The organism is Corallococcus sp. 4LFB (assembly GCF_046520365.1).
Classification (GTDB): Bacteria; Myxococcota; Myxococcia; order Myxococcales; family Myxococcaceae; genus Corallococcus; species Corallococcus caeni.
In genome coordinates this window covers 1-22,836 of sequence record NZ_JBKGHJ010000044.1, presented here as the reverse complement: position 1 = coordinate 22,836, position 22,836 = coordinate 1, and the positions used below count along the sequence as shown (strand labels likewise).

The window sequence follows — 22,836 nt, the reverse complement described above, 5'->3', positions numbered from 1 at the left end:
AATCCACGAAGGCTCACCAGCCCCTGCGCAACTCCAATGAAATCCGTCTGTCTTTCCCAGACACCGGAACTGCGTGGCTGTTCGGGGTTTGCCGGGGTTCAGGCTCAGCCGCCCCACCGGATGCGGTAGGAGCAGGCGTGGCCATCGAAGTCGAACGGCTCCACGCGCAGGTTCCGGGCGCCGGCCCGGGTAAGCCCCGCCTCGATGATGCCGCGAAGGTAGCCCGGGTTCCCGTTGCACTCGTTGACGCGGATGATGTGGTGACCGGGCCCCTGGGTGAGCAACTCCGAATGCATGTAGTTGTTCACGGTGGAGAAGCTCTCCTGGATGCGCACCACGACGCGCTCGGGGCCGAAGATGGGCCACATCGACACGAGCGACTTGCCGAGCACGGTCTGCTCCAGCCCCTGGATGATGCCCACGCCCAGCCGCCGGTAGCCCTCGCCCACCTCGAGTTCCGGATACAGGTGCTCGACGGTGACGCGAAGGGCATCCGCGAAGACGGGCCGGGACGTGTTGTGAGGGGACTCCGAGTCCAGGTCCAGCCCCACCTCGCTCAGCTTCGCCCGGAGCTCCGGAGTGAGACGGTCACCGATGGAGCGAAAGAGCCCCTCCACCGTGTGGCGATAGACGATTTCCTCTTCCACGAATCACCCCGGCAACGGCCCGGCGGTCCCATTCCGCCGTGTCGCGAAGAAGCGTACTCCAGCCCCCCCACGAATCCGAAGCCCCCTGCCCTACGACCCGGGTCTGAGACGTCCCACCGCGTGTTTCATGTCGTGCGCATCTGGCTCAGAAAACATGAATTACATTTTCCCAAAGGCTCAGCGAGTCCAGGGCTCTTCGGTGCGCGACACGGTGGACGCTGAGTGTCCTAAAGGACGCGCGATAGAACGCATCGACTCGCCCGCCAGTACGCAGCGCGAGACTTCCTCGCGCTCCTGCAGCGACAGGCGCAAGGGCGAGCGCGTGCGCACGCGCGGCGCCACTCCGCTCGTCTTCACCAGGAGCCGCTAAATTGACTTCTTCGAGCAGCCGATGGCCAGCGCCGCTTGCTCGAAGGTCTCGCCAGCGATGACTCGCCGCCCAATCTCCAGCCCGTCCTCACCCGTCAGCCTTGCTAATTTCCCTCGGCCTCGTACCCAGTGCCGCCCACCGAGCAGAGTGCCATGGTGAGAACCGGCGTGGTGCACTCACCGATTGAGACCACCCGGGTAAGCTCAACCCGATCATCCCTTCAGGGTTTGACTGCTTGCCGCGCAAACGTGGTGAGGATGCGCTGGCTCGGAAAATCCGAGAGCGAAACAAGCTTGTTCGCCAACGCTACAGGGACCAGCGCGTTGTCGTACATGCTACATCGAAGCTCACCGATGAGCGTGAGGATTTCGTGGAGGTGCGGTAGGTCCGACGCCTTTGGCTCCGACTTGTACTCGCGCCCTGGCACCGTCGCGACGTACATCGCGCCCTCTTGCGCTCGGAAGAACACCTTCTGCCATAGTAGGTGTTCTGACCGTAAGTCGAAGACGCGTCACCGGGGACAATGTACTTACGGATATAGGCATCGCCCACCACGAAGAAGGACCCGGGGCTCATGCGGTCTTGAATAGCGGCCGCGTGTTCGACAAATGCCCCGCTCTTCTCTAGACCCGCCAGCCGCAGAGTAGGCCCTGTCGGGCCGCTAGGTTGGCTCAAAAGGTATTCGACGAGCTCGCGCATGGGCCGATAGAGCGGAGCCACCAGCCCAAAGAACGCGAGCGGGCCATCCTTGATGAGGAGGATGTTCCTCAGGAGGGCGGGCTTCATCTCCAGGATGCTGTGAATCAGGTGAACCAGGACGATCTGCTCAAGCATCGTCATGACGTACGCGGCGATACCGGACGCACCAATCTCCTCGTCAACCCGCTCATGCAGGCGGAAGGTGTCCGTTAGGTAGACAGCCTGCTGGCACCTCGGACAATTCTTGAGGGTGGGATCCGCGTACGAAAAGGTGATCAGATTCTGCCCGCATCCATATGGACAGTGCTCAACACGCTCCGCTAGGGAGTCGTCGGGCTGCCGCTTCCAACGCCGGAACAGAAACCACTTGAGGCTCGTGATGAGCTGCTCCGATTCGGAGCCGCGCTCCTTTACGAAGAAGTCATACACCGCGCGTCGGATGGTCGCAGCGAGCGAGGGCTGGGAGCCATGCCGGATGCCCTTGGTTGGCAGGACCAGCGTGTATCGCTCGATCTGCTTCAGCTTGCGCAGGTCCTCCGGGGCGATGAATCGCTTCGTGTCGAGAGCGCGAAGATCATCGAGTTGGAAGAGGAGCGGTCCAAATGTGAAGAATGCAATGGACGCCGACGGGTACTCCTCCTGGACGAAGGTCTCCGTGTAGCCACCATCGATCGCGATGACGGCTGATACCTCGCTGACATCGACCTCGGAGAGGTCGGTCAGCAGACCCACCAGCGACTGCGAGTCCGGCGCCGACGGCAGGATGCACTGATCGAGGTACGCCTGGACGTCGGGATTCTTGATGATCTCGACGTGAGCGATCTTGCTCGCTCTTTCGATGGGCTTTCGGCCCTTGGAGGAGTAGCCCATGGTGACCTCAAGACTTCACGGCGCTGAACCGGTCAATCTGAACGGGCACGATGAAGGCGTTGGAGTATGTCTTCATCCGGATGAAGCCCTTGTCCGTCGTGCGGCGCAGACTCTCGACGAAGTCCTCGAAGTCGTAGTACTTCGAGACCTCCCGTAGCTCGTCGTTGTTGTTCAGGTGTGACACGAACCAGTTCTGCGTGTTCTTGAGCACGTTCGCTGAAATCGAGCTGACCTCCTGGGTGGCGTAGACGAGACCAAGATTCAGCTTCGCGCCTTCCTTCGCGATGCGGTTGTAGATCAGAGTCAGATCTGACTCGTTCTTCTTCGGGAAGAGGTTGTGAGCCTCCTCGAAGTACATCTGGATGAAGTTCGCGGGCTCGTTCTTTATGAAGCGAGCCATGGCCTCGCGGAAGATCGCGGCACAGAGACGGTCCGAATAGGTGCGCTGAAGGTTGGGATTGCCTTGGGAAAGGTCGATGATCACGATCTTTCCGTCGCGCAGCAACTCGACGATTTCTTCCTCATAGGACTTCTGGAGCGTCGACGTGTGCAGCTCCCGGAACGGGATCAACTTCCTGAAACCAGCCTCCGTGGCCTGAGCACCCGGCTTCGCTTTGCGCGTCAGGAAGCGCAACAGGCTCTGGAGATCCTCATCGGCCCAGTCTCGCCCTTTGCTCAACCTATAGGACGCAAAGAAGGGATCCGAGGCGTAGTTGTCCCAGACCCACGTGAACCACTTGATTGCATCCTCTGCAGAGAGCCCCTTCGACGGGTCGAGCCCAACCGCGGCGTTGATGTCCTTCGCGCCCTCGAACGTGATGCGGAACTTCGCGGGCAGGGTGAAACCAGCTGCAGCGAGGATCGCTTGATAGCAGGCCTTCCGCCGCTCGTACCTGGTCTTTGCGCTGAAGTCGGTCGGGTCCGCCGCCTCCCAGTTCACGTTCATGAACGCCTGGGTATAGATGGCCTTGTCGTCCTGGAGTCCCGAGCTGATCATCTCAAAGCCCTGCACGACTTCCTTGAAGAAGTTTAGCTTCATGACTTTGAAACCAGTTTTCTCAAGGATACTGTAGCGCGTCACATCACTGCCGTAGAGCTGGTAGATTGCTGTGCCCTGGTCCTGTTGGTTGTCGTTCGCGTACTCGCCGTTCACATCAAAGATGATCTGCCCAATGGGGGGGACCGGCTTGCCACCGATCTTCGCCTTGGATGGCGCCAGCTCGGCTGTGGCCTTGATGATCATCTTGACTGTGTTCGACTTACCTGTGCGGGTCATACCGAACAGCGCAGTGCGCTTGCCGAGATAGTCGAACGCAGACACGTAGACAGGGACGGAGTCGTTCATCGGATGGCGGCGGCTCGAGGCATAGCGGACCTCTCCAATACGCTGATCGCCTGACCCACCGGGGATGATCTCCCCGTCACGGAAGTTCACGATGTACTCCAGCACCCTTCCGGGTGGCCGGTACACCGAGTAGTTGTTCGGACCGTAGAAGTTGTCCACGTCGGCACCGAACTGCGTCCGACCCTTTTCGTCGAGGTAGAAGGATCCGAGGACGCGGCACTCCAGACCCGAAAACTGGAACTCGTAGCGCGTGTAGTTGTCGAGCTTGCTCGCCGACGTATCCGTGGTGGCGTTCTCCTTGTAGTGGTCGACCATCGCCGCGACGACATCCGAGTCGGACGGCAAGGTCGTCGGTCCGAGGACACGAAGAAGAACGATCTCGGGCCGAGCGCCCGCGTTGTCGTACACAGCCACGAGGAACGTCCCGGCCGCGATTCCGCCGACCGTCTCCTTCCAGTGGTCGTTAGACAGGATCTTCATCTTCGAGAAGTCAAAGTAGAAGGGCCGACCGACGAACGCCTCGGGAACCACGGCCTCCTTGAAGAGGTCGACCGAGGCCATGCTTCGGAGCTTGTTGGTGATGGACATTGAAGTTCCTCGTCGAACGAGTAAGCCAACGTCCTAAGAGGGTACTCCCACGCGGCTTAGCCCGGAAAATGAAAAGTCCCCGGGTCATTTGGACTCGGCGGCTCTTTCGGGTTGCCCAGGGCGGGATTCGACCCCCATACGGGGGGACGGAAAACTTCAAGCAGGACGTGCCATTGCCCACCATCTCCTTGATTTACTCGGTTTCATCGTCCAGTCCTGCCTCCCGGTGCCACCTCGTCCCCCTGAATCCGCGCTGGAGGGGCACATTGGGGGCACGTGGGAGTGCCCGTCACTGCGGGGAGCCATGGCTACTCGCCCCCTACCTGGGAGGCTCAAAATGAGCACGACTAGGGGCTGTCCCTGATTAACGCAGCCAGAGAAGCATGGATGCGAGGTGCAGGACGGCGAGGTAGCAGGTCGCCGTCTTGTCGTAACGGGTGGCGGCGGCGCGAAAGCGCTTGATGTCGTGGAAGAAGCACTCGACCCGGTAGCGCAGCCGATAGAGGGTTCGGTCCAGAGGTGGAGGCTGCTTACGGCTGGGGTGGGGATGGATGACAGGCTTCATCCCCAGCGTCTGGGCGTTGGCGCGAATGCGCTCGGCGTCGTAGCCCGTATCCGCGATGAAGGCGTCGCCTTCGGCGTGCACCAGCAGCTCTTCCGCCATCGTGGACTCGTGCTGCTGGCCGGGCGTCAGCGCGAGGTGGAGCGGCTTACCGCCCGTCGTTGTGACGGCGTGAGCCTTCGTTGAAAAACCTCCTCGAGAACGTCCCAGAGCATTGCCTCGGACCCCCCTTTTCCGCCCGAGGCGTCCTGATGCGCCCGGACGACGGAGGCATCCGCGAGGGAGCCGAGCTCATCCACGTCGAGCCGCAGCGCTTTGAAGATGTCTTCCCAGCGCCCGGTTTACGCCCAGCGGTGGAAGCGGTTGTAGACGGTCTTCCAGTGGCCGAACCTCTCCGGCAGGTCCCGCCACTGCACACCCGTCTTCACGCCCCAGATGACAGCGTTTCCTCCGCCCCAGGATTTCTTGAGACACCTCTCTGGGGGATAACCTCCCCCTCGTGAGGTGGATGTGAAGAAGCAGCAGAAGCAGGACAGGACGGCGGAGCGCGGTCGGTTCTCGGCAAAGAGGAAGAAGGAGGCCGTGCTCCGGCTGCTCAAGGGCGAAGAGCTCGACGCACTGTCTCGGGAACTGGGTGTCACCGCAGCGGTGCTGAGTGAGTGGCGGGAGAGGTTCCTGGTGGGAGCCGAGGCGAACCTCAAGAGCCGCGAGCCGGAGCCGGCGGACGATGAGGTGCTGCGGCTCAAGGCCATGGTGGGCGAGCTGATGATGAAGAACGAGCTCTTGGCCGAGAAGGCCCGGTTGCTGGAGGGCAACGCGCCGGGTTCTCCCTGGAGGAAGTCGAGAGGATGAGCGTCCAGCTCTCGCCTTCCAGTGGCAAGCGGTACGGACTGGCGCTCGTGACGACCACCTGGCAGGTGCCTCGTGCCACGGTGTACCGGCACCGCGCCCGCCGTCAGGCCGAGGCCCAGCCGCCAGCCCGGCGCGGCCCCAAGACGGCGCTGACGGATGGGGCGCTGCTGGAGGCCATCCGCGGCGTGCTGGGGACTTCGCCCTTCCTGGGCGAGGGCACCGCAAGGTGTGGGCTCGGCTGCGCGCAAAGGGCGTGCGCACCTCGAAGGCCCGCTGCCTGCGGCGGATGCGCGAAGCGGGGCTCTTGGCGCCGGGCCGCGCCCGCCGGGTGCTGGGGCCGCGCCACCACGACGGCACGATTACCACCGACAGGCCCGACGTCATGTGGGGCACCGACGCCACCTGCACGGCGACGACGCTGGAGGGCCAGGCTACCGTCTTCATCGCCGTGGACCACGCCACCGCCGAGTGTGTCGGCATCCACGCGGCCAAGGTGGGCACCCGCTTCGAAGCCCTTGAGCCCATCCGCCAGGGCGTCAAGGCCCGCTTCGGTGCGTACGGCCAGAGCGTGGCCTCGGGGCTGTCCATCCGCCACGACAACGGCAGTCAGTACACCTCCGACGCCTTCCAGGACGAGCTGCGCTTCCTGGGCGTCCAGTCCAGCCCGTCCTTCGTCCGCAGTCCCGAGGGCAACGGCTGCGCTGAGCGCTTCATCCGCACCCTCAAGGAGCAACTGCTCTGGGTGCGCACCTTCGCCACTGTGGAGGAACTCCGGCAGGCCCTGCTGCAATGGGCTCAGCGCTACAACGAGCACTGGCTGCTGGAGCGTCACCATTTCCTCTCGCCGAGTCAGGCCCGGCGGGAACTGATGCAGTCGAAGCAGGCGGCCTGATTACGACCAACCTGGTGTCTCAACAATCCGGTGCGGTACACGTTGATGAAGTCGCGGTCCCCACGCTTCGAGGGTGGGCCGCTGCGCGAGCCCAGCAGGGGCTCGATGCGGCTCCACTCGGCATCGCTCAGTTCATGTCGGCGCACAGCCAGCGTTGATCATGCCTGGCGCTGGCTGGCAACCTCCTGGTGCCCCTGAAGCCGGGTCCAACCCCGATGTTCGATCCGCCAGGTTGAATTTTCGGACCGGAGATCAGGGACAGCCCCTAGGCACTCGGCGCGACGCAAGACGCGACGGAACTCGTCGAGGAAGTTGTCTGAGTACCAGCGTGCGATGGCCCATAGGCCCCACGGATGGAACGAATAGTAGCGAGACCGGTTTGTGGCGTTGGTGATGCCAGGGAGGAACTGGCCGTAGAGCGCGATGCACGGGGCACCTGCACGCCAAGATGGTCCAAGCCTTGAGAGGTCGAACCCACGCGACTGTCTCGCTGCGTTCATAGGTCTTTGACTCTACCTCTCCGGCACGGAGCCACAGAGAGTTAACCGGCGAGCGAGTCCCTGCTCTCCATGGACGCCGCGAACGGGCACAAGGTCGGTGCGCAGCCCGAGCACGGCGTCGTGCGCACAGCGCAGACATCCCCATGGGCCACGCGGTTCGACTTCGAGCAGAACGCGTAGAGCGCCTGCTGGACGAGCCTCGGCGAGTAGCGCGGCAGGTCGGGCCGGAACTCACGGAGATCGAGCGTCGATGCCTGTTCGCGCACCCACCGCTCTCGGGCGTCATAGGTGCGGGGCGCGGCTGGCTCGCGAAGCGCGTCCACGGCGCGCGCGACGTTCGTGTCGACCACGACCAGTTCGTTGCCGTCGACGGCCGGAAACCACGGCGTGAGGCCCGGAGCGAGCGCCGGCGTGGAGAGGGCGCTCACAAACATCGTGGCGAGCTTACGCCCGATCCGGTGGACGCCAGCGAAATGCTCGACAAGGAGCGCGGCCCGCTTGATTGGCGACGACTCGTCCTTGCACACGCGCTTAAGCAACGCGCTCATCCCGCCGATCTTCCAGAGCCGGAGCCAAGCCGAGGTCGGCAGCTTGCCCATGTCGCCCATGCGGTTGAAGACGACTGTGGCGTCCTTCACGTGGCAGGCGGTGCCGGGGCACCTCCCGCAGTCGACGGTCTCGCCTGTCTTCGTGACGTCGCAGCCCTCCTCAAACGACTCTACGGAACCGAGCGCAGGGCAGCGGTGGCGCGTGATGGCCCGCTTCACGAAGGCCACGTCGGCGACGACGCACATCGACATGCGTGGCAGCGACCGCTGCTGGCACATGATCACGACGTCGCGCAGCGCTTGGTACATCGACAGCGTGACGAAGAGGCGGAAAATAGCGGCATCGGTGCCGGCCGCGAGCTCGGCGGGCGCGACAGCGAAAGCGCCGATGCGGGCGGGGTCACAGTAGAACGGCTGGGCCGGCAACCCGGATCCCTGCACAAGCCACTGGACCGCCCGACGAACCTCGCGTTGCTCCTGAGTTACCCGTCCTGCCACAGTCAGTCCATAAGCTCTGCTGGCCCCATCGCATCGGAGCGAACTCTCGCTACCACCATGCGTAGCCCCTCGTTTACCAAGTGCTCCATCAACCGTACGGGCGTCTGGCAGGTCGGGTACAGCGCTGCGAGCAGCGCCCGGACTTCGCCCGTCTTGTCGAAGTTGCCGGCGGCCCATCGCGTCTCGGTGCCCGACGTCGCGCCCTCCGGCACCTTGGCGCGAATCGCGTACGCCATGCAGAAGCGAGCGATGTCCTGGCCCTCGAGGAACCAGCCACGCTCCTCAAGTTCGGCAAGCACGGCTTGATTCTCTGCGGTCAGCCCAATGCTTTCGCGGTCTCGTTCCATCGCGTTCTCCTACTTAACCTCGCGCACGTTCGTTCGTCGAGCCGACACTCGGTCCAGTTCGTACTCACGAACAAGTTGGCTACCGAGGAGCTCGCGCATTCGGGCTCTGCCCACCTCGGCCTCGTAGACCAGCAACACAACCTGTTCTGCCATCTTCGGCAGCGTCTCTATGACGTTTGCCGTGTGGTTCTCGTCGAGACGGCCGAACGGCGAGTCCATGACGATGGGACCTCGAAGCGGCGCGTTTCGCTGGAGCGCCCCCATCAGCGCGAGCGCCACGACGTGCTCTGCGCCTGCAGAACGCGCTTCCTCAGCGCGACCATCCCGGTGCCGAATCGTGAGGCCATAGCCCTCGTTAATCGTGAGCCCCGCGAAGTCCTGCTTCTCCGTCGTCATGGACCTGAAGAGATCTGACGCCGTGGCCTCCACGCGCCTGCGCAGGTCCGACTTGTAACGCTCGACCGCAGCCCCGAACACCTCCGAGGCGTCACGCAGGATCTTCGCCCGAAGCTGCCCCGCTCGAAGGTCCGACGTGCCAGCCGCTTCCAGCATCTTCTTCAAGCGCTGAATGTTCTGGTCCTTCTCATCGGCTTTCTTTGAACCCTCATCGATCGCCCGCTTCACCACGGAGATCTTCTCGATGACCTCTGCGTACGAGACCTTCGAGCGTCGAAGGGTCTCAGGATCTGAATCCGAGAGTGCCGCCGTGAGGTCAAAGATCCGATCACGCAGCGTGATCTGCTCCAGTCGGAGTTCTTCAAGCCGATTCCACAACTGCCGCACTTCCCCTGCGTTGTCGGCCTCGTTGAACTTGTTGAGATCCGCAAGACGCGACATCGCAGCTGAGACTCCTCCGGTCGGGACCGCCGCCGCCGGCTGGGCGGGCAGCGTCGAGCGCAGTTTGTCCGCGAGCCCAGGAGGCAGGTCCTGCTCGCACGTACCGCAGTGACCGCTTTCGACTGCCTTCACTCGAAGCGACAGGATGATGGCGTCGAACTCCTTCTGAGCCTCGACCTGCGCGGCGGTACGAGCAGCCCTCACCGGCTCCCGTAGGAGCGACCGCCACCCATCTCCCATCGCCCTCTGCAAGTCGCCTCGCGTCGACTTCTCCCCCTTACCAGCTTCGTCCAGCCGCGCGTTCGCATCGTCCCGCTCTTGCAGGATGCTCGCGTACTTCTGCATGGACTGAAGGACCTGCTCGACTTCCAGCTTCTGTGCGTTCAGCTCGTTGAGTTCCTGCTGCTTGCGAGCCAGTTCCCTCTGGTGAGCCTCCTTCTGCTCGGTCGCCTGCTGGAGCGCAGTACCTAGTGCCTGCGTGTCCTGGCGCTTGGACGCCTCTTTCGCAGCTGCTTTGTCGGCATCCTCGGAGAGTTGGGTGAGATGGCTCGCCCACGCTTCAGAATCGGCACACCGAGGATGCGCTCGATGGCCTCTGAGATCCGGTGCCCCGCCGCGCTTTCGTTGATAAGGAGTTCCTCATACTCCTGCAGCAGCTCACCATCGAACAGGAAAAAGCGAGAGACCTCGCTGGGAAAGATTTGCTGCAGAGCTTTCTCGTGCTCTTGGGGGCCTAGCGTCGCATTCCCCTTCCGAAGGAGAACTTGAATCGAATAATCCTCGTCGCGGGCAGGCACTTTGACGCGAGGAGTACACTCGCGAAACAACTCATACTCCGCACCGTCGAAGTCGAACTTTAGAGCCACGTTGAAGCCATACTGACCGTCGCTGGCGAGCTCGCGGTTCGAAATCGTGTGAAGGCGTCGGGCTCGTGACCCCCGACCGACCACGGTCCCGAAGAAGGCGTACCGGATCGCGTTCAAGAGCGAGGTCTTGCCGCGCATGTTCTCGCCGTAGATGACCGTCACCCCAGGTCTGTTAGGGAACTCGATCACCTGCTGGTCAGCGAACGGGCCGAAGCCCTCCACCTCAAGTCGCTTCAGCCGCAGCATCAGGTCGCCCCCTTGGCCACGAGCACGGCCTTTAGGGCGGCCTGAATGGCGCGCAGCGCCTCGGCATCGTCCTCGGGGTTCTGCTCTTCGGCCCGAACAACAGCTTCGACGAAGCCCGCATCAAGATCGGCGTGGAGTTCCTTGCGAAGCTGCTCCACGGTGTTGGTGAGTTCCCTGAGGTCAGTCGCCCGCATCTTCGATCCCGTTCGTCGAGAGGCTATGCCAGTCGATGTTCATCTCAATGGCAATCTGCTGAAGGTCGGCGGCAGAGGACGGATTGTCGGCGTGTTGGGCGAACTCCACGGCTCGCGCGAGCTCGCCCACCGTAATCGGGTCCGCCGCTCGTTCGCCATCCGTAGCTTCCGCCTTCGGTGGCAGAACGATGGCGTCGTGAATGTACGCGAGTGCCTTCTTCGGCGCGATCCGAAGCACCCGTCCGCGACGCTGAATGAACTCGCGCGGGTTCTTTGACGAGGCGAGGATGAGGGCGTGGGTTACCGAAGGAATGTCGACGCCTTCGTCCAGGCACTTGATGGCGACGAGAACCCCACCACGTCGGTCGAGCCACCGCAGCGTCTCCGCTCGGTCGCCATCCATTTGCGAGTGAAACGGCATGTTCTGGATGCCGCGCGCCGCGAGTGCCTGACACACAGCGTTCAGCTGTCCGAGATCCTCGCAGTAGATGATCCACCTCTGCCCGCGCTGGTGCTCCGAGGCGAGCACGTTAACGGCCAATGGCACCTTGGCAGCCGCGTGCTTCACGACCCGTGCGCGCTTGATATACAGCCTTTGCAGCCTGTCCTCGAGCCCGACGGTGAAGTCGCCGCCAGCCATGCGGCCCCGCAGCTGACCGATCTCCTTCGTCAACGAGCGCCACTCGCCCGCCTCGTGGTCAGCGAGTACAACCGTGTGCGGGCGATAGAAGTAGCGAGTCAGAACCCCGTCCCGAACGGCATCGGCCAAGGTGTAGCGAGGCTCCAGCACGCCACGAAAGAAAGACAGGAGGGCGGCAGTGCCTACCCCATCTCCAGCTCGCTCGGGCGTCGCGCTGAGCCCTAGCCGCGCACCGAAAAGCCGCTCGTCGAGAAGTTGGCGGTAATGCGGTGATCCCAAGCGATGAGCCTCATCGGCGACGAGCATCAGGTGCTCGCCTCCCGAAAGCCGCTGCCTGAAGTCATCCGACGCTGCCGTTTGAACCGTGGCAAGCACGAGCCTCGGCGAGGTGCCAGCCGACGTCCACAGCTTGAGGCTCTCTCTCCAACTTGTGTAGCCAGAGCCGGCACGGAGGAGCTTCACGGAGAGGCTCGCAAGCGTCTCCTCAAGTTCCTTGAACCACTGGCCAAACAGCACCTGATCAGGGACGACGACGACCACGACGTCCTGCCGGTCCGCGATGGCTTCACGGATCGCGGTGATAGCGGTGAACGTCTTGCCGCTTCCGGTGGCGAACTCGAGGATGCCTCGTCGCCCATTCGCGGCCCACGAAGCAAGACCCGCCGCTTGGTGTGGCCGGAGGGACCTACCGCGCGCATCAACCACTGCCGCCGGCTCCTCAGGCTTGTTGAGTAGTTTGGTGAGGGCCGAGTCCCAATCGGGTTCAGCTGCTCGCTCGAATTCCTCGCGCGCGACCTCAGGAAAGGGGCGCACGATCAACGTCGGGTACCTGTTGTTCCAGAGGTCGAGAAAGTACGACTCCTCCGTGCGCGCGCGCTCAAGGTCACGCGCACCGAGCCAGCTCGCCGCGACGTCGATGGACTCGAGATTCCCGTCGGCAGCGAGACCGGTCCACGTCTCGTTCATGGACCCCTTGAAGATGACGATGTTTCGAGACTCATCGCGGAAGATGCCGAGCTTGTCGTGGAAGATGCGGCTGCTAGCAGCACGAGTGTCGCTCTCGCGCATGATGGCGATCTGCAGGTCGACGGTCCCACGCGCGACGAGCGCCGCGAGAATGCGAGCGGGCTCGCGCAGCACATCGTCTCGAAGGATGCTGCGAACCTCTTCCACGAGCCGAGCTGCGAGAAGTTCGTCGGCTCTGGCCGAGTAACCCTTCTCAAGCGCATCGATGTCTTCGCTTGCGAGGACCTGTGAACAGAGCACTCGGAGCTTGCCGCCACGGCGAACAAAGTCGCGCAGCGCGGGCCACGCAACGATGAACGCGGTGCTTCGGAAGTAGCCGACCGCACGGTCGTACTCTACCGCGCGTTGCATGCACGGCAGGTAAAAGGACATCGCGATGTCGTCGCGGCCCTTGTGATACGAGGTCTGAAGCGTTAGGTCAGAGAGGATGGCCATTGGCGCCCTCTCTGACGCTGCCAGTCCAGGCCACGCGCTCGTCAATGGCCTTCTTGAGGTTCGACGACTGGCAGGCGATTACCATCTCCGGGCTCTTGCTCGGTAGCGGGCGGACTTGCTCAGCCCATCCAAGCGCTGCCGCGGTGTAGACCGTGGTGTCCCGAACCTGAATGTTGGTGCCGTTGGTGAATCGTGGATGCAGGCTGGCATCCCATAGGACAAACACGTCGAGGTCGGGTCGATAGGCCACCACGAGCGCGAAGCGATCGTCTGAGTGGTCGAATGAGTCGTACCGTCCAACCGGCTGCCCCGGAATTCGAAGCGAGGCCTTGTACTCGTTTGGACGCACCGTTCCGACGCCGCCGATGAGCGAGTACATGTAGATGCGCAGGCGAGGCGGCAGGGGAAGCGCGAGGTCGACGCACAGAGGCTTGTCAGAAAGAGCCGAATGCCAGCGAACCACGGACTCGAGTGGCCGCAGGAAGGCTTGATGAAGATCCTCGGTGCGTAGCGCGCTCATGAAGCATGTTGATCAGCGCGAGGCTGATGGATGGGATTGTCGGACTGCCAGATGACTTCCTGGGAGCGGCGGTCTCCTCGCGTGGTCTTTACGTCAGCGAGCTGCTTGAACGGGAGCCACCCTGCACCTTCGTTCTCGCAGACGATCACTTGGCCCGGACGTGATTTGCACCACGCAGCCAACGCCTTGTAGTCGATTTGCTCCGAACCGAACCGGTAGTGCCGGCCAGCCGTTTCGTACGGTGGGTCGATGAACCAGGTTGCTCCCTCCGGCGGCGTGGGGCAGTCGACGTAGCTGCAGTTCAGCAGCTTCCAGTGCCGGATAGACTCGACCTGCGTAGCAATCGTTCGACGGACTCGCTCACCCCAGAAGGATCCCGGGCGTATACCGTCACGCATCCACTTCGACGGGCTCTTGCGAGGACTCGCGGTGCCTCGGTTTAGCCAAAGCCCAACCAGCCACCGGGCCTCCTGGCAAATGTCGAGGTCATCGACGATACCGTCGGGAGCGAGGTCAGGGATGCCGAGGATCTCCTTCGGCTTCACCCTGAGCAGGTACTTCCACACCTCCGACAACACAGGGTCGATCTCGCAGAGGATGATCTTCCTGCTGGCATAGCGAAGCGAGTAGCCCGCCGAGCCGGCGAACGGCTCGACGATCGTGTCATGCTTCGGCGTGGGGTAGTGCTTGACAGTGTCGCGCCACTTCCCACCGTAGTAGCCGAAAAAGGGCCGCAGCTGCGGAAGTGGGGTCTCAGTGATGGCGGGTAGGAGCAGGCGAGGCCGGTTCACCTTGCCTTTGATCGGCTTACCGCTCGTCTTCGTCCCAACGCCATGTCCATTGGGACTAGGTCGGGAACTCATGGTTTCTTGACCGTCTCATCTTTAGGCGGCTCGGCAGCACCACCGGCTTCGACCCAGCTATCGATCTCGGACAGCCGGAACTTCCAAAGGCGGCCGATCTTATGAGCGGGTAGGCCACGGGACTCGATCCACCTGTAGACGGAGTCCTTCGCGACGCCGAGGTGCTTCGCGACCTCCTCGACCGCGACCCAAGGCTCACTGCTCATATTCGTTGCTCCACCGAGTGCTGCTGCTCACACGCAGCGCGCATGGTAGCGGAATCGGTTGGTGCCAACAATCGTCGTTGGAAGTCGAGAAGAGTCGTCCCCACGCCGTCCCCCGCCCGGCTTACCGCCCCGCCTGCGCCACGGCCCGGAGCGTCCGCTCAACGAGTGCTCTACCGTAAGCCAGCAGTTCGATCCCTTCCGCCACCATCTGAACACGTACAGAACGGCAAAGATCAAAGCCTTCAGAGAGCAGAAGATGTAGGAGGGTCTCTCCAAGAAGAGCGTCAACAGCTGCTGGTCCTGGCCCACGAATTCGCGGACATCCTTGCGATTCCGAAGGTGGAGTGGCTCAAGGCTCCTGCACCTAAAATTGCGTTCCTCTCCTTCGGGGCGGCGGACAAGCTGGTGGCGAACGCAAAGCCGGTCGATGGAAGGCGATGATCGCCCTTGCTCTAAATACCCGCCTGCTCATTGCTGAACTTGCGGCTCTGTCTTGGGACTGCATGGAGATGGCCTCGGGACAGCTCCTGATGAAGTGAAACGTCTTCCGGGAACACATGGGCACGCCCAAGGGTGGCGTGCGTTAGAGAATTCCCTTTAACGAAGGTTCATTGCACGCCCATCGGGAATTCCCGAGGCAGCTAGACTCGCCCCAAGTGATCTCGCAGTGGGATCGCGGCTTCAACGGCCTGCAGCTCAGTTGCGCGGAGGCGCCATCCCCAAAAACGCGGAGTTGGCCGGCATCCGTCGCATTGGCTGGCGCACCCTGCGCCACACCTACTCTTGCGTGGTGTGCCGCTCAAAGCCGTTCAGGAGCGGCTGGGCACGCCACGATCAACATAACGATGCACTACGCCGACTTGAAGCCAGAACGCGAAGAACGACGCGGTGCTCGCCCTCGACATGCCCCCGAGGGGCACGTAGCCAGGAAGCCAACCCCAGAAACGACAAAAGCCCCCGAGTCTTTCGACTCGGAGGCTCTTGTTCGGAGTGCCCAGGGCGGGATTCGAACCCGCACACCTTTCGGCGCCACCCCCTCAAGATGGTGTGTCTACCAGTTCCACCACCTGGGCGTTTCGGCGGGGTCCATGTACCGGACCCCGTGGATTCACGCAACAACCAATTCAACCGTCGCGTGAATCCGATGCTTCCTGACTGCTACTGCGCGGGCGTCGTCGGCGCGGGAGCCTGCTGGCCCTCCGCCGGCGGCGTCGCGGAACGCTCCTGCTCCACCGCGCCCGGGGCCGCCGGGGCCGGCGTCGTGGCTCCCGGCGTCGCCGGGGCCGTCTTCGCCGGCGGCGTCGCCACGGAACCTCCCGCGGCCACCGAGCCTCGCAGGCCCACGAAGGACAGGCCCAGCGAGGTCAGGAAGAACAAGGCGGCGCAGATGCCCGTCAGCTTGCTCAGGAAGGTCACCGCGCCGCGGCCACCGAAGGCGCTCGTCGCGGCGCCGCCACCGAGGGCGGAACCCATGCCGGCGTCCTTCCCCGGCTGCAGCAAGATGACGAAGATCATGAACACGCAGAGCAGGACGTGCACGATCGTAAAGAAGGTCAGCATGGGTGTTCCCAACGCTCCGTGAAAAGAGGGCGCAACCTACACAAAGTGGTCAACGGGTGACAACTTCTAACGGGTCTACCTGCCTCAGCCGGCCGCCTTCACGATGGCCACGAAGTCCGCCGCCTTGAGGCTCGCTCCCCCGACGAGCGCCCCGTCCACGTCCGGCTGACCCAGCAATTCCGCCGCGTTGTCCGGCTTCACGCTCCCGCCGTACTGGATGCGCACCCGCTCGGCCGTCCCCTCGTCGTACATCCGGGTCAGCAGCCCACGGATGGCCGCGTGGACCTCCTGCGCCTGCGCCGTCGTCGCCGTCCGGCCCGTCCCGATCGCCCACACCGGCTCGTACGCCAGCACGAACGTCGCCACGTCCGCCCCGGAGAAGCCCTCCAGCGCGCCGCGCACCTGGCGCTCCACCACCGTGAGCGTCTGGTTCGACTCGCGCTCGGCCAGCGTCTCCCCCACGCAGACGATGGGCGTCATGCCGGCCGCCTTCACCGCCTTCGCCCGCTTGTTCACCGTGGCGTCCGTCTCCCCGAAGAACTGCCGGCGCTCCGAGTGCCCCACGATGACGTAGGCACACCCCAGCTCCGCCAGCATCGGCGCGCTGACTTCGCCCGTGAAGGCGCCCGAGGACTCCCAGTGGCAGTTCTGCGCCGCCAGCTGGAGGGGCGCCCCCTCCAGCGCGACGTGCAGCGGCTGCAGCGCCACGAACGGAGGCGCGATGGCCACCTCCACCTTGTCGCCCAGCGCCGCCACCGCGCCGCGAAGCTCCCGCACCAGCGCGAGCGCTTCCGGCACCGTCTTGTTCATCTTCCAGTTGCCAGCGACGATCTTCCGACGAGCCATCGTGGTGTCTCCCCCGGTGCGTACCGCGTGGGTGCCCTACTTCGTCTCCAGCGCCTTGATGCCGGGCAGCTCCCGGCCCTCCAGGAACTCCAGCGACGCGCCACCGCCCGTGGACACGTGGCTCATCTTGTCCGCGTAGCCCATCTGCTCCACCGCCGCCGCGCTGTCGCCTCCGCCAATCACCGTCGTCGCGTCCTTGTTGATGGACATCGCCGCGGCCACTGAGCGGGTGCCCTCCGCGAACTTCGCGACCTCGAAGAGGCCCATGGGCCCGTTCCACACCACCGTCTTCGCGTCGCGGATGCGCTGCGTGAACATCGCGCGCGTCTTGGGGCCGATGTCCAGGCCCATCATGTCCGCGGGGACGACCTGATCCGGGGTCTCCTTCACCGGCCCCTTGCCCTCCAGGTCCGCGCACACGATGTGGTCGATGGGCAGCACCAGCGGCGTCTTCAGGCGCTTCGCCGTGTCCAGCAGCTTCGCCGCCAGCGCCAGCTTGTCGCCCTCCTCCACCCGGCTCTTGCCCACCTCGATGCCCTGCGCCTTCAGGAAGGTGTACGCCATGGCGCCGCCCACGAGCAGCGCGTCCACCTTGGGCAGCAGGCTCTCGATGACCTTGATCTTGTCGCTCACCTTGGAGCCGCCCAGGATGGCCACGAAGGGCTTCTGCGGATTGCGCAGCACCTTGTCGCCCAGGTACTCGATCTCCTTGCGCATCAGGAAGCCGGCGGCCTTCTCCTTCACGAAGGGCACCATGCCGGCCGTGGACGCGTGCGCGCGGTGCGCCGTGCCGAACGCGTCGTTGACGTAGACGTCCGCCAGCGCCGCCAGCTCGCGGGAGAAGGCCTCGTCGTTCGCCTCCTCCTCCTTGTGGAAGCGCAGGTTCTCCAAGAGGAGCACCTGCCCCGCCTTCAGGTCGTTCACCTGCTTCTTCACGTTGTCGCCCACGCAGTCGTCCGCGTGGATGACCTCGTGCTTGCCGCCGAGGAGCTCCGCCAGCTTCTCCGCGACGAGCACCGTGGACAGCTTGGGGTCCGCCCCCTTGGGCCGACCGAGGTGGGACGCCAGGATGACCTTGCCGCCCATCTCCAGCGCGCGCCGGATGGTGGGCAGCGCCTCACGGATGCGGGTGTCGTCGGTGACGCGGCGCCCTTCGAGCGGGACGTTGAAGTCCACGCGGATGAAGACGCGCTTGCCGGTCAACTGCAGGTCATCGATGTAGCGGATCATCTTGGGTGTCCCTTGTGCCTGTCTCGGTCAGCCTGGGGTGCCAGTACGGCGCGGCTTTACGCCACGCCCTTGGACACGAGGAACTTCGCCGTGTCGACCATGCGGTTGGAGAAGCCCCACTCGTTGTCGTACCAGGCCATGACCTTGAGCAGGTTGTCGCCCATCACGTAGCAGTTGGTGGCGTCGAAGATGGCCGAGTGCGGGTTGCCGTTGTAGTCCACGGACACCGTCAGAGCGTCGCTGAACTCCAGCACGCCCTTGAGCGGGCCGTTGGCGGCGGCCTTCATCGCGGCGATGACCTCTTCCGCGGTGACCTTCTTGGAGGTGTTCACCGTCAGGTCCACCAGGGACACGTTCGGGGTGGGGACGCGGACGGACAGGCCGTGCATCTTGCCCTTGAGCGCCGGGAGCACCTCGCCGATGGCCTTCGCGGCGCCGGTGCTGGTGGGGATCATGGAGAGCGCGGCGGCGCGGGCGCGGCGCATGTCGTCGTGGGTGAGGTCCAGGATGCGCTGGTCGTTGGTGTAGCTGTGCACCGTCGTCATCAGGCCCTTCTCGATGCCGAAGTTGTCCACCAGCACCTTGGCGATGGGCGCCAGGCAGTTGGTGGTGCACGAGGCGTTGGACACGATGTGATGCTTGGCCGGGTCGTACTCGTGGTGGTTGATGCCGTACGCGATGGTCATGTCCGGGCCCTTGGCCGGCGCGGAGATGATGACCTTCTTGGCGCCCGCGGCCAGGTGCTTCGCGGCGGCGTCGCGCGCGGTGAAGCGGCCGGTGCACTCCATCACCACGTCCACGTTCATGCTCTTCCAGGGCAGCGCGGAGGGGTCCTTCTCCGCGGTGACGGCGATCTCCTTGCCGTTGACCACGATGCCCTTGTCCGTGTGGCTCACCTCACCCGGCCACGTGCGGTGCACGGAGTCGTACTTGAACAGGTGGGCCAGCGCCGACGGCTTGTCGAGGTCGTTGATGGCGACGATCTCGAGGTCTTCCTTGCGGCTGAGCGCGGCGCGAAGGATGCAGCGACCGATACGACCGAAGCCGTTGATGGCGAGCTTGATGGCCATGGTGTTTTCCGTCTCCTGGAAGGGATGGGCCTTCACGGCCCACCGTCATGAGTCTCGTAAAGAAGGCGGGCGACCGTAGGCAGGCGCCCCCGCCGAGTCAACGCTTCGCGTGGGCCGCTTTCGAGCGCGCACGCCGGAGCTGAACAATCACCCCGACCAACAGCCAGAGCCCGGAGGCCGTTCCCGCCCCGGCCCCGCACCCGCAGCCGGTGTCCCCCTTGGGGGAATAGTCATTCGGGAGCGCCGGGACGACCGTCGGGTCCGGCGGCGGGTCCACCGGCGGCGGCTTCACGGGCGGATGCGGATCCACCGCCCGCACCGCCACGCAGGACGACAGCGGCCGGGGGCTCACCGCGGGCAGCACGTCCTCGGAGGGCAGCGCTGGTGCCTGGGCGAGGATTCCCGAGCGCACCAGGAACCCGCCCACCAGCCGCGACCGTTCGCGGTTGGACGCAAGGCCCTCGAACGGGAAGCCCAGCACCAGCACCTGCCCCGCGGGCGCCATGCCCGACAGGACGGCCGCGCCCAGGCCCGTGTTGGGGTAGCGGAGCACGTCCATCCCCGAGCCCGTGGGCAGCAGGATGTCCGTCACCCCCACGGGGTAGGCCCCGAGCGTCCCGTCGTCCAGCGGCGTGGCCGGCAGGTCGCGGAAGATGCCGCTCGCGGAGCCCTCCACCCGGCCCAGGGCCGAGCCCACGCCGAAGGAGGCCTGGAGGATGTCCGCGAGGAACTGCTTGTCCTCCGCGCTGCCCTGCGAGAGCGAATACACCGTGCGGCTGCCCGACAGCAGGAGATTTCCGCCGCCGGTGACGAACGCGCGCAGGGCGTCCTGTTCGGTCCGCGTCAGCCCCGCGCCCGCCACGCCGCCGCGCCCGGTGGACCAGTCCACCAGCCGGTAGCCCGTGGGCGACACCAGCCCCGCCGCCACCGCGTTGCCCGCCGCGCTGTCGAAGGCCACCGCCGCCTGCGCGAACGCCACGCCGTGCTGGCGCAGGTAGCTGCCGTCGTTCATCGCCTCCAGGTAGACGCGCAGCGGGGCCTCCAGGTCGTACGGCGTCTCCAGCTCCTCGCCGCACGCGACCGTCGCGTCCAGCCGCTCGTACGCGTTGATCAGCAGCACCGGCGGCGTGCTGCCCACGCGCACGCCCACCGTGGCGGACGGGAAGGACTCGCCGCCCGCGTTCACCGCGGCGACGCGGAAGTAGCGCAGCGTGCCCTCCGCCAGCGTGACGGTGGCCGTCGTGCCCTGGACCTCCGTCCCCTCGTCCCAGCCGAAGCCGTCCGCGCTCTGGTACAGCCGGTAGGCCGTGGGGGCGTCGCGGCCCTCCTCCGAGGCCACCTGCGGGGCGCTGACCACTTCACCTCCACCGCGCCCGGCGTCGCGTTGCGCGCCACCACCGCGCCCGGCGTCTCCGGCGGCAGGTGCACCGCCGCGCCGTCGCGGGTCGCGAAGTACTTGATCAACCCCTGCACGATGGCGCGCGCGGCCACGTGGCGGAACCGGGCCTCCTTGAGGTTCGCCGCGTCCGTCGTGTTGTCGTGGTACGCCATCTCCAGGAGCACGGCGGGCGTCTCCGGGTTGTGCGTGGGGTTCACCTCGCCCAGGTTCGCCGAGCGCAGGCCGCGCACGCGCCAGGCCGGATCCACCTCGCGCTTCAGGTCCGTCTCGAGCTGCGACAGGAGCGCCCGCCCCAGCACGTCGCTGCCCGCCACGCCGGTGAAGTTGAGCGTGCCGTCCACCGGGTTCGGCCCGTAGACGTAGCCCTCCGTCCCCCGGATGGTGCCGGACGTGCCCGCGTTGGTGTGCCACGCGACGTAGACGGCGTCCTCGCCCTCCTCGTGCAGCCATGCGGCGAAGCGCGGCCGGGACGTCACGTCCGCGTTGCGCTCGTTGGACAGCGCGTTGGCCCCCGACGGCGCGTACACGCTGAAGGGCGCCCCGCTGTACTGCACGTGGTAGCGCCCGCTCTCCTCGAAGCGGGGACGCAACAGCGGCCCCTGCGCCGCGTCGCCCATGAGGCCGCGTCCACCCCCCAGCCGCACCGCGTCCACGGACAGCGTCGCGCCCGCGACCGCCGAGTCGTTCTCCAGCACCACCGCGCCGGACTCCGGATGCGCCCCCGCCTTGAAGTAGAAGCGCCCCAGCAGCACCCACGTCCCGCCGTGGCGCTGCTGGTTCACGCGGAAGTGGCTCTCCCCGCCCGCGTGCTTCACCACGTAGTGCGCGTCCGTCGCGCGCGTGGGGTCGGAGCCGTAGGAGACGTAGACGTTGTAGGCCGCGGCCGCGGGCACGTCCGGGGTCCACGTCGCCTGCGCGGTGGAGGTGGCCGCCGTGTCCAGCGTTCGCGTGGTGCCCAGGGTGAAGGGCTCCACGCCGTTGCCCATGGGCATGGGCGGCGGGGCCCAGCCCTTCTGCGCGGAGGCGTGGAAGCGCGCGGTGTCCCCGCCCTCCACGTAGCCCGTGCCGCCGTTGTCCACGGTGGCGAGCAGCGGGTTCAGGTCCGACTCGCGCACCGTCACCACCGTGGCGCCCGCCGCCATCAGCAGGGGCTGCAGCTGCTGCGACACCACCTCCGCGGAGATGAAGTCCTCCACCACGCCCCAGGTGTTGGGCCGCTGCGTCGCCCAGCGCTTCAGCCCGTTGTCGCGGTAGAAGCCGTGGCCCGGGCTCAGGTAGATGACCTTGCCGGACAGCGCGCCCTCGCCCAGCCGGGTCTGCGGCACGCCCGCGGCCTTGACGTGCGACTTCACGGCGCGCGGTTCGCGGCGCACCACCGCGGGTGCGTCCGGCGACAGGCGGCGCTGCTCATGGGCCCTGGGGGCCGGAGCTGGCAGGTATTGAACACCCGGTGGCTCCAGCCCCAGGTCGTCGCCCTCGAAGGCTTCGGGGGTGTCCTGCGCTTGAGCGAGGAAGGAGGTGCACAGCAGGGTCAGCGCCAGCGTGCGCGACCAGGACGGAGGGAACGTTCGCATCACGCGACCGACCTTACCCGTTCACTCCCCCGCTTCAATCGGACCGGTGGGTGCTAGCCTGCCCACCCCTTCACCTTCCGATGACCGTTCCTGCGCCCTCCCGTCCCCAGTTTCCCTCCCGCCGCAGCAACGGACTGTTCGCCTCGTTCGGACATGCGTGGGCGGGCCTCATCCACACCGTGGCCTGGCAGCGCAACATGCGCATCCACCTCATCTCCGGCGTGCTGGTGGGGCTGGTGGGCAGCGGCATCCCGCTGGGGCTCGCGGAGAAGGTCACGCTCATCTTCTGCGTGCTGCTCATCTTCTTCGCCGAAATCCTGAACAGCGCCCTGGAGCAGCTGGTGGACCTGGCCGTGCAGCAGTTCGACGAGAAGGCCCGGCTCACCAAGGACGCGGCGGCCGCGGGCGTGCTCGTGCTCGCGGGCGGCACGGTGGTCATCTTCGCCGCCATCCTGATCAACTACTGGGAGACCGTGCGCACCAGCACCGACGCCATCTTCCGGCAGGTCGCGCTGGGCCTGCCGCTGGCCGGCTGCGCCACGGTGCTGGTGCTGCCCCAGCCGCGGCCGCCGCCGTGGACGTGCTCGCGTTCCTGCTCGCCCTGGG

The 22,836-nt window shown here is 65.3% G+C and carries 19 protein-coding genes, 1 tRNA gene and 3 pseudogenes; 2 read left to right on the top strand and 21 right to left on the bottom strand.

The annotated features are described in order from the left end of the window. Positions 1-104: 104 nt before the first annotated feature. The 6 genes and pseudogenes from ACLEQD_RS07690 to ACLEQD_RS07665 form a co-directional block, all read right to left on the bottom strand. On the bottom strand, positions 105-647 hold the full coding sequence (locus ACLEQD_RS07690) for a DUF2378 family protein (RefSeq protein WP_410382880.1): 543 nt from the start codon (positions 645-647) through the stop codon (positions 105-107). Between the two features lie 177 nt (positions 648-824). Further along, positions 825-977 carry a helix-turn-helix domain-containing protein gene (locus ACLEQD_RS07685; protein ID WP_410382879.1) on the bottom strand — a complete coding sequence of 51 codons (153 nt, stop codon included), beginning with the start codon at positions 975-977 and terminating at the stop codon, positions 825-827. Between the two features lie 346 nt (positions 978-1,323). Beyond that, a complete protein-coding gene (locus ACLEQD_RS07680) occupies positions 1,324-2,586 on the bottom strand; it encodes a hypothetical protein (protein WP_410382878.1) in 1,263 nt (420 codons plus the stop codon). 7 nt (positions 2,587-2,593) lie between these two features. Then, complete coding sequence (locus tag ACLEQD_RS07675; RefSeq protein ID WP_410382877.1) at positions 2,594-4,519, bottom strand: ATP-binding protein; 1,926 nt, start codon at positions 4,517-4,519, stop codon at positions 2,594-2,596. 364 nt (positions 4,520-4,883) lie between these two features. After that, a pseudogene (locus tag ACLEQD_RS07670) lies at positions 4,884-5,303 on the bottom strand (IS5 family transposase); the annotation flags it as partial. A 119-nt stretch (positions 5,304-5,422) separates the two neighbouring features. Further along, the gene (locus ACLEQD_RS07665; RefSeq protein ID WP_410382876.1) at positions 5,423-5,680 is read right to left on the bottom strand and encodes a transposase; all 258 of its coding nucleotides are present in this window, start codon (positions 5,678-5,680) and stop codon (positions 5,423-5,425) included. On the opposite strand from ACLEQD_RS07665, the pseudogene ACLEQD_RS07660 reads away from it, so the two are divergent. Continuing rightward, positions 5,586-6,825, top strand: a pseudogene (locus ACLEQD_RS07660) (IS3 family transposase). The gene ACLEQD_RS07665 and the pseudogene ACLEQD_RS07660 overlap by 95 nt on opposite strands. A 541-nt stretch (positions 6,826-7,366) precedes the next feature. Here ACLEQD_RS07660 and ACLEQD_RS07655 read toward each other — a convergent pair. From ACLEQD_RS07655 to ACLEQD_RS07585, 15 genes are all read right to left on the bottom strand, one after another. Further along, complete coding sequence (locus ACLEQD_RS07655; RefSeq protein WP_410382875.1) at positions 7,367-8,299, bottom strand: hypothetical protein; 933 nt, start codon at positions 8,297-8,299, stop codon at positions 7,367-7,369. Positions 8,300-8,373: 74 nt separating this feature from the next. Further along, positions 8,374-8,718: a hypothetical protein gene (locus ACLEQD_RS07650; protein ID WP_410382874.1), complete on the bottom strand. Its 345-nt coding sequence runs from the start codon at positions 8,716-8,718 to the stop codon at positions 8,374-8,376. A gap of 9 nt (positions 8,719-8,727) precedes the next feature. Continuing rightward, entirely contained in the window at positions 8,728-9,900 is a 1,173-nt protein-coding gene (locus ACLEQD_RS07645; protein WP_410382873.1) for a hypothetical protein, read from the bottom strand. A 122-nt stretch (positions 9,901-10,022) separates the two neighbouring features. Next, positions 10,023-10,667 (bottom strand): AAA family ATPase, encoded by a 645-nt coding sequence (locus ACLEQD_RS07640; protein WP_410382872.1) that lies wholly within the window; start codon positions 10,665-10,667, stop codon positions 10,023-10,025. Continuing rightward, positions 10,667-10,861 (bottom strand): hypothetical protein, encoded by a 195-nt coding sequence (locus tag ACLEQD_RS07635; protein ID WP_410382871.1) that lies wholly within the window; start codon positions 10,859-10,861, stop codon positions 10,667-10,669. The genes ACLEQD_RS07640 and ACLEQD_RS07635 overlap by 1 nt, the downstream gene beginning before the upstream one ends. Further along, positions 10,848-12,962, bottom strand: a complete 2,115-nt coding sequence (locus ACLEQD_RS07630) for a DEAD/DEAH box helicase family protein (RefSeq protein WP_410382870.1) — start codon at positions 12,960-12,962, stop codon at positions 10,848-10,850. The genes ACLEQD_RS07635 and ACLEQD_RS07630 overlap by 14 nt, the downstream gene beginning before the upstream one ends. Beyond that, positions 12,946-13,482, bottom strand: coding sequence for a hypothetical protein (locus ACLEQD_RS07625; RefSeq protein WP_410382869.1), 537 nt, complete (start codon positions 13,480-13,482; stop codon positions 12,946-12,948). Before ACLEQD_RS07625 ends, ACLEQD_RS07630 begins: the two co-directional genes overlap by 17 nt. Continuing rightward, a complete protein-coding gene (locus ACLEQD_RS07620; protein ID WP_410382868.1) occupies positions 13,479-14,345 on the bottom strand; it encodes a hypothetical protein in 867 nt (288 codons plus the stop codon). The genes ACLEQD_RS07625 and ACLEQD_RS07620 overlap by 4 nt, the downstream gene beginning before the upstream one ends. Beyond that, complete coding sequence (locus ACLEQD_RS07615; RefSeq protein ID WP_410382867.1) at positions 14,342-14,551, bottom strand: helix-turn-helix domain-containing protein; 210 nt, start codon at positions 14,549-14,551, stop codon at positions 14,342-14,344. The genes ACLEQD_RS07620 and ACLEQD_RS07615 overlap by 4 nt, the downstream gene beginning before the upstream one ends. Before the next feature lie 991 nt (positions 14,552-15,542). After that, positions 15,543-15,624: transfer RNA gene (locus ACLEQD_RS07610), tRNA-Leu, on the bottom strand. 85 nt (positions 15,625-15,709) lie between these two features. Next, the gene (secG, locus tag ACLEQD_RS07605; protein WP_410382866.1) at positions 15,710-16,111 is read right to left on the bottom strand and encodes a preprotein translocase subunit SecG; all 402 of its coding nucleotides are present in this window, start codon (positions 16,109-16,111) and stop codon (positions 15,710-15,712) included. 84 nt (positions 16,112-16,195) lie between these two features. Beyond that, positions 16,196-16,957 carry a triose-phosphate isomerase gene (gene tpiA / locus ACLEQD_RS07600; RefSeq protein WP_206792573.1) on the bottom strand — a complete coding sequence of 254 codons (762 nt, stop codon included), beginning with the start codon at positions 16,955-16,957 and terminating at the stop codon, positions 16,196-16,198. 36 nt (positions 16,958-16,993) lie between these two features. Continuing rightward, a complete protein-coding gene (locus tag ACLEQD_RS07595) occupies positions 16,994-18,187 on the bottom strand; it encodes a phosphoglycerate kinase (RefSeq protein ID WP_410382865.1) in 1,194 nt (397 codons plus the stop codon). 56 nt (positions 18,188-18,243) lie between these two features. Next, positions 18,244-19,257: a type I glyceraldehyde-3-phosphate dehydrogenase gene (gene gap / locus ACLEQD_RS07590; RefSeq protein WP_410382864.1), complete on the bottom strand. Its 1,014-nt coding sequence runs from the start codon at positions 19,255-19,257 to the stop codon at positions 18,244-18,246. Between the two features lie 1,182 nt (positions 19,258-20,439). Continuing rightward, complete coding sequence (locus tag ACLEQD_RS07585) at positions 20,440-22,230, bottom strand: N-acetylmuramoyl-L-alanine amidase (protein WP_410382863.1); 1,791 nt, start codon at positions 22,228-22,230, stop codon at positions 20,440-20,442. An 80-nt stretch (positions 22,231-22,310) separates the two neighbouring features. On the opposite strand from ACLEQD_RS07585, the pseudogene ACLEQD_RS07580 reads away from it, so the two are divergent. Then, positions 22,311-22,836, top strand: a pseudogene (locus ACLEQD_RS07580) (diacylglycerol kinase family protein); the annotation flags it as partial.

Bases quoted from the DNA above. Each gene is read 5' to 3' on its own strand.
- ACLEQD_RS07640 (WP_410382872.1), bottom strand. From the start codon at position 10,667: ATGCTGCGGCTGAAGCGACTTGAGGTGGAGGGCTTCGGCCCGTTCGCT.
- ACLEQD_RS07680 (WP_410382878.1), bottom strand. From the start codon at position 2,586: ATGGGCTACTCCTCCAAGGGCCGAAAGCCCATCGAAAGAGCGAGCAAG.
- tpiA (WP_206792573.1), bottom strand. From the start codon at position 16,957: ATGGCTCGTCGGAAGATCGTCGCTGGCAACTGGAAGATGAACAAGACG.
- ACLEQD_RS07595 (WP_410382865.1), bottom strand. From the start codon at position 18,187: ATGATCCGCTACATCGATGACCTGCAGTTGACCGGCAAGCGCGTCTTC.
- ACLEQD_RS07615 (WP_410382867.1), bottom strand. From the start codon at position 14,551: ATGAGCAGTGAGCCTTGGGTCGCGGTCGAGGAGGTCGCGAAGCACCTC.
- ACLEQD_RS07630 (WP_410382870.1), bottom strand. From the start codon at position 12,962: ATGGCCATCCTCTCTGACCTAACGCTTCAGACCTCGTATCACAAGGGC.
- ACLEQD_RS07645 (WP_410382873.1), bottom strand. From the start codon at position 9,900: ATGCAGAAGTACGCGAGCATCCTGCAAGAGCGGGACGATGCGAACGCG.
- ACLEQD_RS07675 (WP_410382877.1), bottom strand. From the start codon at position 4,519: ATGTCCATCACCAACAAGCTCCGAAGCATGGCCTCGGTCGACCTCTTC.
- secG (WP_410382866.1), bottom strand. From the start codon at position 16,111: ATGCTGACCTTCTTTACGATCGTGCACGTCCTGCTCTGCGTGTTCATG.
- ACLEQD_RS07625 (WP_410382869.1), bottom strand. From the start codon at position 13,482: ATGAGCGCGCTACGCACCGAGGATCTTCATCAAGCCTTCCTGCGGCCA.
- gap (WP_410382864.1), bottom strand. From the start codon at position 19,257: ATGGCCATCAAGCTCGCCATCAACGGCTTCGGTCGTATCGGTCGCTGC.
- ACLEQD_RS07620 (WP_410382868.1), bottom strand. From the start codon at position 14,345: ATGAGTTCCCGACCTAGTCCCAATGGACATGGCGTTGGGACGAAGACG.
- ACLEQD_RS07585 (WP_410382863.1), bottom strand. From the start codon at position 22,230: ATGCGAACGTTCCCTCCGTCCTGGTCGCGCACGCTGGCGCTGACCCTG.
- ACLEQD_RS07650 (WP_410382874.1), bottom strand. From the start codon at position 8,718: ATGGAACGAGACCGCGAAAGCATTGGGCTGACCGCAGAGAATCAAGCC.
- ACLEQD_RS07635 (WP_410382871.1), bottom strand. From the start codon at position 10,861: ATGCGGGCGACTGACCTCAGGGAACTCACCAACACCGTGGAGCAGCTT.